The organism is Nostoc sp., from assembly GCF_036917415.1.
Lineage (GTDB): Bacteria > Cyanobacteriota > Cyanobacteriia > Cyanobacteriales > Nostocaceae > Nostoc.
Genome location: NZ_JBALDJ010000102.1, coordinates 1 through 7076 on the forward strand (window position 1 = coordinate 1; position 7076 = coordinate 7076).

At 38.8% G+C, this 7076-nt stretch carries 6 protein-coding genes; 4 read left to right on the forward strand and 2 right to left on the reverse strand.

Annotated elements, in window-relative coordinates:
- Positions 1-171 precede the first annotated feature (171 nt).
- On the forward strand, positions 172-1104 hold the full coding sequence (locus V7K41_RS22360) for an alpha/beta fold hydrolase (protein ID WP_334851727.1): 933 nt from the start codon (positions 172-174) through the stop codon (positions 1102-1104).
- A 60-nt stretch (positions 1105-1164) separates the two neighbouring features.
- Here V7K41_RS22360 and V7K41_RS22365 read toward each other — a convergent pair whose 3' ends face one another.
- The gene (locus V7K41_RS22365; protein ID WP_334851729.1) at positions 1165-1884 is read right to left on the reverse strand and encodes a hypothetical protein; all 720 of its coding nucleotides are present in this window, start codon (positions 1882-1884) and stop codon (positions 1165-1167) included.
- A 624-nt stretch (positions 1885-2508) separates the two neighbouring features.
- A complete protein-coding gene (locus tag V7K41_RS22370) occupies positions 2509-3465 on the reverse strand; it encodes an aldo/keto reductase (RefSeq protein ID WP_334851730.1) in 957 nt (318 codons plus the stop codon).
- An 85-nt stretch (positions 3466-3550) separates the two neighbouring features.
- On the opposite strand from V7K41_RS22370, the gene V7K41_RS22375 reads away from it, so the two are divergent.
- From V7K41_RS22375 to V7K41_RS22385, 3 genes are all read left to right on the forward strand, one after another.
- On the forward strand, positions 3551-4144 hold the full coding sequence (locus V7K41_RS22375) for a DUF1802 family protein (RefSeq protein ID WP_442943251.1): 594 nt from the start codon (positions 3551-3553) through the stop codon (positions 4142-4144).
- Between the two features lie 643 nt (positions 4145-4787).
- A complete protein-coding gene (locus V7K41_RS22380; protein ID WP_334851732.1) occupies positions 4788-5021 on the forward strand; it encodes a hypothetical protein in 234 nt (77 codons plus the stop codon).
- A gap of 63 nt (positions 5022-5084) precedes the next feature.
- Positions 5085-6917 carry a hypothetical protein gene (locus V7K41_RS22385; RefSeq protein ID WP_334851734.1) on the forward strand — a complete coding sequence of 611 codons (1833 nt, stop codon included), beginning with the start codon at positions 5085-5087 and terminating at the stop codon, positions 6915-6917.
- Positions 6918-7076: the final 159 nt, after the last annotated feature.

Below are 7076 nucleotides of genomic sequence, written 5' to 3' on the forward strand. Positions count from 1 at the left end.
ATTTGTCATTTGTCATTTGTCATTTGTCATTTGTCATTTGTCATTTGTCATTTGTCATTTGTCATTTGTCATTTGTCATTTGTCATTTGTCATTTATCTCCCCTGCTCCCCTGCTCCCCACTCCCCACCTAGCCTACAATTATTAAAAGCTCCTTAACATTTCTTTAAATCATGCAGGTAACTACAGCCTCCTCTACAACTCCAATTCCTGGCAAATATTGGCAGTGGCGCGGGCACAACGTTTACTACGTGCGTGCGGGAGAGAAACAAACGCAACGTCCGCCCTTGCTTTTGGTACATGGATTTGGTGCTTCCACAGACCACTGGCGCAAGAATATCACAGGATTGTGTCAAGATTTTGAAGTATTTGCGATCGACCTTTTGGGATTCGGGCGATCGGCAAAACCAAAATTGCAGTACAGTGGCGACTTGTGGCGCGACCAACTTCATGATTTTATCAGCGAAGTGATTGGTCAAAAAGCAGTATTAGCAGGTAATTCTCTTGGTGGTTATGCTTGCTTATGTGTTGCGTCACAACGTCCTGACAGTGCAGCTGGATTAGTTTTGCTCAATAGTGCCGGGCCTTTTAGCGAAAACCAGCCAACATCTGAACCGGAAGCTTTGCAAAGCGAAATTCAGCCACCCAAAAAACCCTCTTCTTTAGAGAAACTTTTGGGTGATTCAGTTAAATGGATTTTTCAACAACCTTTAGCTCAGTTTGTGTTATTTCAATATGTACGACAACGTTGGGTAATTCGCCAAACTCTAGAAAAGGTATACCTTGATAAAAGTGCAGTTACAGACCAATTGGTAGAAGAAATTTATCGTCCTGCTTTTGATCCGGGTGCATTGGATGTATTTGTTTCAGTTTTTAGTAGTCCTCAAGGGGAAAAAGTTGATGTACTACTAAAGCAATTAACTTGTTCTCTGTTGATGTTATGGGGAGAAGCCGATCCGTGGATGAATGCTAGAGAGCGTTCTCAAAAGTTTCGTCAATATTGTCCTCAACTCACAGAGCATTTCTTAACAGCAGGTCATTGTCCTCATGATGAAGTACCTGATGGAGTAAATCAACTTTTACGCGATTGGGTTTTGTCTAAATAAGCGAACATGAATGATTAAAGCTTTGTAGTAAGCGGCTTCAACTGCTTACTACTAATAAGCTTATTTAAAAACGTAGGATTTAATTTCTTGCTCTATTTGGTCACTAATAATTTCAGTTCCCATACCGATTTTATCGAGGTTAACCCTCACAAAATTTGTTTTATCTTCTTTTGTAAACTTTTTATCATTATCCGAGTCTTTGATAATTTTTAGAAAAATTGCATTTTGACTTGGAACAACAACCCAACTGATTATTCGAGTATTATTTGGGGTAATTTGCTGGAGGTTCTTACCTGATAAATCAGAAAGATAGCCAATAGTAGCATCTTCGCTGTTAAGTTTTTTATCTGTATTTGTATCTTGGTCAATGATTTTATATAACCAAACTCTGGTGGTTGGCTTCTCTGCCGCTTTTACCTCCAATAAATCGAAGGAGGTGATAATGGCTTTTTTATTTAATAAAAGATGAGCTTCATTACCTTGCTTTTGATAAAAGATGATGTTATACAATTGATTATTTCTTTCATTCTCATAAGAACGTGAAAGGCTTAAATCAATTCCTTTATCTTCATTCTGCTCTGCAAGACTAACAGGAATCATCAGATAATCTGATTGTTCTTTAATAATTAAATCGCCATAGATAAGATTTGGTTGTGGCTTCGGTTTTTCAGTTGCTTTTGCCTGTTCTGCATTTCTACTAACAGAAGACTTACACGAAAAAGAAAGGACAGCTACAATCATAGCTGTAGTAATTTTATTTAAAAAGCGATAATTTTTCATCAAATTCTCCTAGCAGGATATGTTGCTGTACTATTTTATTCCCTGCTGGAAAATTAGCTAGAGTCTATCCAAGACGCTTGGCTTTGTGAAAAATTGTAGCTTGGGTTAAGCAAAGTGCAACCCAACAAAGCCCCACTGGCACTCGCTGCCGTACCGAGAAAATCATATTACAATAAAATACCAAAAACCTGGTCAAGCTTGACCAGGTTTTATCGAGTTTACAGGTTTCAAATTTTAAACTAATTAACTAACTGAAGGTTAATAACTAGGGTGGACTGAAAAACTAACAAACTCAGCATTCTTGCGTTTTTCCGCTTTAGGATTTGGCTTTGCCCTTTACATTAGGCTTTCTGCCACTTCTATTACATTTGATCTGCTGAAATTTGCTTGGGCTGATGACAAGGGGACACTAAGTCATTAACCCTTTTTGTTTGGTTTTATTTTGTTCGGTGTCCTACCATCTAAATTATCACTTAATTTGTGAGTTGCAACCCTTGGTTAACTAAAGTTGACGTTTTGTTAGATTCTGCAATCTAGAGCCAGAAATTTGATCCCCAACCCTCTTTTGAAGAAAGTTAAAGGGATCTTGGATAGATTAAGCATAGTAACCAAACTGCATTGTCATCAATTCCACATAATCTGATTGTCATCCAGATGGTCGGTGACAATACGGCCAATGGCATCAATTTCTGCCAATTCGGCGGTAGAAAGCTTGATTTGGGCGGCTAATGCATTGTCTCGTGCTTGTTCGGGATAACGCCCTCCAGCGATCGCATTTGTTTGAGGTTGAGCAATTAACCAGGCTAAAGCTAACTGAGCAAGGGTACAATTATGAAGAAGGGCTATAGGACGCAGTTTTTCTAGCGCTTCTTGGGCACGTTCAAAGTTTTCGCCTTGAAACAGTTTATTTTTAGCACGGTTATCTGTTGGGTCAAATTTATGACCGAGAGCAAATCTTCCTGTTAACAACCCCTGAGCTAAAGGCGAATAAGCAAGGATAGAAATATTGTTTTCGATACAATAGGGCAATGCATCTTGTTCTACCTGTCTCCAGAATAAAGAATAGGGTGGTTGTAAACTATCAATACGTCCATAACTTGCTGCTTCTGCTAACTGGACGCCAGAAAAATTGGAAACACCGATTGCTCGAATTTTACCTTGCTCTTTGAGCAGGTTAAGAGCGCTCATAGTTTCTTCGATAGGTACTATTTCACTATTGAAAGCGCCGGAGGGCCAATGTATTTGGTAAAGATCGATGTAATCAGTTTTCAGGTTAGTTAAGGAACGATCGCAAGCTTCGATCGCTTGTTCATACTTAAGATGGTTAGCAAAAACTTTCGTGGCATATTCCACGTGAGTTCGTACATCAGATAAAGCTTCAGCGACAATTCGCTCAGAGTGTCCTTCACCATAAGCTTCAGCAGTATCAACTGTGGTGATACCAGCTTCATAAGCGGCTCGGATGGTTTTAATCGAGTCAGCATCCTCTATTCCCACCCACATTCTTTTACCAGCTTGCCAAGTTCCCATCAGAATGGGTGTGATTTTGACTTCACTTGTACCTAGCGCTCGCTTTTCCATAACTGCTTCCTAATTCATTCCCTTGGACAGGTTCATACTTTATCAGTCTTAGCTTCAAATTAAATCAGAGTTACAGTAGATACCAATGGAATTGACTACAACTTTTCATGCGCTCAAAGAATGGGCAGTTGCCATAAATGCCTTGGAAGATGGCAAAACAATTATGTTGCTCCGCAAAGGCGGTATCCACGAACGACATGGACATTTCCAAGTTGCCCACAAGCAAATTTTGCTTTACCCTACTTATGAGCATCAACAAGCTTTCATGCTGAAAGCTGAGTATGCCAACAATGTCTATCCAGTAACATCAGGCTGGCATCCTGAAACAGTTCGCATTGGCAGTTGGGCTGAAATTACAGATATTTTGCCAGTGAGTGACGAGTCTATTGTCAACACCTTACTTCCTTTCCATATTTGGAACGAGCATTTTATTAGCGATCGCCTCAAATGGAAAGCACGTCAACCCCTTTATATTCTGCTTCTGCGGACATATAAACTACCGCAAGAGCAAGAAATTCCCTATTACGCCAAATACGCTGGCTGCAAGTCATGGATTGATTTAGATCGATCGATTTACTTGCAAACAGCACAACCAGTTTTATCTAACTTTGCATACAGCCAAATAGTAGAGACAATTCGCCAGATTGTCGGCGATAAGTTGTATGCTCCATCCTTCTAATAACCCAACTTGTTGTTCAGATACCCGATTTATTCAATAAGTCGGGTATCTAAATCTAGTTTAAGTAAGTGCTATTCCACCCTATAGCTCATTTGATTTATAACTTTATAAATTATCTCTAATATCAGGTTTGGTTAAACACTCAATAATATTTGTAGTAGCGTGATAGGCTTAAAATGTTGGGTTTCAAAAACTCACGAAAACCAAAATATAATCTGCTACTAAAGTTTTTCACAAAGCCAAGCGTATTGCTTTATAACTAAGTACAGGTACAGTTTAACTCTGGCATGATGAAGTCAGAACTGCGAGCGCAACTCTATGAACGCCAAACTCAACGATCCTGCAAATCGAGATTTTCTCCCTTGCACCTACAACAGGGTGAGAAGCTGCTAGGTGGTAAACATATTCAGGGAAAGCTCATGAGTAAAGTAGTAAACTTACTGTTCCAAGAATTGTGTAAAGTGATTCCCGTGACCTGATGTCAAAACCCTTCATACAAATGAAGGGTTTTGAAGTCTCTCAAACTTTCAGTTACCCTGAAAGCAAATATGACTTGATGCTCAATTTAGCTCAAGGGGGTCTAATGATCGATCGCTTGTCATAAGATGTAGGCTGGGCAACTCTAGTTTTGAATGTGGTTGCAATGGCTTTAGGTTTTGCGATCGCTACTTTAACCCGATTAGGAGAAAAAGGCGTTACAGCAATTACAGTAGAAGTAAGAATTCAAAATGGGACACTGGCGATCGCTTCTACACCTACACTGCTGAATACTCCCACAATAGCCATTCCTGGAGCAATTTATGGTCTGCTAATGTTTGTGCCTGGTGCTGGATTTGCTTGGTGGGCTAGTTGTCGCCAAGGCTTGTTGAAAGCATAAAAGTAGTTTGCCTCATGGTTACAAGTATTTGTACAAATTGAATTATCCAATCTTGTTACGTTGATGTTTCTAGCCTCTTCTGCTAAACCAATTGATGACAATCTCAAGAATTTTGTAGACGAAATAGAAGCGCAAAGCCCAAGTTTATCAGTTTTAGCAGCGCGTGAATTCCGTTATAGTTTGCGGCAAACTCCTGTAGAACTAAATATCAAGGAACCCCGCCAGTTTAACGTACTCGAAGAATTTATTATCCGCGCTGCTATTGAATTTCAACCTCCGCCAACAGAAGATGAATTAGCATCTGTACTTGGGCTTGATTCTGTATTTATTAAAACTACTACTACAACTCTTCGTTCCTTACAAACTTTATCAGCAACATCACCACTAACAGTTACTCCTGAAGGTCGCTCATTTTATGAGAAAGGGTCTGTACCACAACCGCCATATCCTATACAAATTAATGCTATTACAGACCCTTTAAGTAACAAGATAACCTTTCAATTTGAATCATTAAACGAGACACTGATAAATTTGCCTGATTTGGCAGAATTCATAACTATTGATAATGCAATTGCTGATATTGCTTCCTTACCGTTTGAGGAAATCCAAAAAATAATTCAAACTTCAGATTTAGCACTTCATGTACCAGAAGAGGGAAAAATCGTCACTTCCTGCAAGGTGCTAGCTTCGACTCAAAAATTTTGGAAAAAGATATCACTTTTCGTTATTTTTGATGCTCTTGAAGATAAATTGAGCATTCAAATAAGAAATGGCAAGCAAATTTTAGAGCCAGCATCAAATTGGTTAGAATTTTTACACATTGAAGGTAAAATATCTTTGCAAGCGTTATGTAAATTGTCAACCGAAACCATAAAATTTGAACGTGAAGTGATTCTCAAGCAGAAAAATACTCAAATAGAAGCTAGACTCGAAAATATTCGCCAAAAGGCGCTGGAAGCTGCCACAGTAAACAATGTAAAAATAGATAATTCTACAGTGGTAGGTGAAGCAATACAGTTACGCGATGGGCAAATTGCTCAAGCTTTTATAGAAGTTTTAAATTCGGCTAAAAGTCAAGTTATGATTTACTCTCCTTGGGTGAATCAGGCAGTTGTCAATGAAAAATTTCTAACTCTTTTACAGAAATTAGCTAATCACGGAATTTGGATTTTAATTGGATATGGAATTGCGCAGCAACAAGAAGATGAAGATAAACCAATTCCACCAGAATTAGAAAAAAAACTTCGAGCGATAAAAACACCTGATGGTTTACCATCTGTACAGGTTTTTTGGTTGGGAGATTCCCATATCAAAGAAGTAATAGTTGATCGAGAAATATATCTTTGTGGATCTCATAACTGGTTATCCTATCGCGGCGATTACCTACCACGAAATGAGTCAGTTTATAAAGTGACAATTCCCCTCCAAGTCCAGGAAGCTTATGAATTTCTTGCTAATCGCTTTCAAAATCACGCTCAAAAATTATGGCAAAATGCTCTAGAAAACCGCGATTCTAAAATGGCTGTAGAGTCTTTATGTGTGTGGGGTGCGCTAGGTATGGAAGATATTGCACTCAAAGAGATACAGAAAAATAATTGGCTTGAACTTTTGCCTGTATGGTTGAATGTTGCAATACAGGGATTAAAGTCGAAAAACTTATCAGGTGATTCAGCAAGTTTTAAAACTGCACTTTCGTTGCTGAGTCAAGTTTCTATTGAAGAGGCTTTTATTGAGTTATTGCAACAGGGATGGCGTAAAGTTATCGGCGCGATCGCAATTAACAATCCCGAAACTGCTTTCAACTTACTTAGTGATGAAGTATGGGCGCAATTTATACGTCTCAAGATTGTTCAAGAGAGTGATTCACCCAATGATTTTATTTTGTACTGTGTTTAACCTACACTAGGATATTTTTCATACTCCAATAGTAATAATTTATCAGAAGACAGCCTATAAATATGCAGGGTTAGCGCGTCTCAAACCCTATTGACAAATGGATTCTATGAGAGAGTTGAGTTAGGGAGAGCCGCCGCCAAAACAGAAACCATATACTGA

What these genes read in the sequence shown, in the direction of transcription:
- V7K41_RS22365 (WP_334851729.1), bottom strand. Translation starts at nt 1,884, where the DNA reads ATGAAAAATTATCGCTTTTTAAATAAAATTACTACAGCTATGATTGTA.
- V7K41_RS22360 (WP_334851727.1), top strand. Translation starts at nt 172, where the DNA reads ATGCAGGTAACTACAGCCTCCTCTACAACTCCAATTCCTGGCAAATAT.
- V7K41_RS22375 (WP_442943251.1), top strand. Translation starts at nt 3,551, where the DNA reads ATGGAATTGACTACAACTTTTCATGCGCTCAAAGAATGGGCAGTTGCC.
- V7K41_RS22385 (WP_334851734.1), top strand. Translation starts at nt 5,085, where the DNA reads ATGTTTCTAGCCTCTTCTGCTAAACCAATTGATGACAATCTCAAGAAT.
- V7K41_RS22370 (WP_334851730.1), bottom strand. Translation starts at nt 3,465, where the DNA reads ATGGAAAAGCGAGCGCTAGGTACAAGTGAAGTCAAAATCACACCCATT.
- V7K41_RS22380 (WP_334851732.1), top strand. Translation starts at nt 4,788, where the DNA reads ATGGCTTTAGGTTTTGCGATCGCTACTTTAACCCGATTAGGAGAAAAA.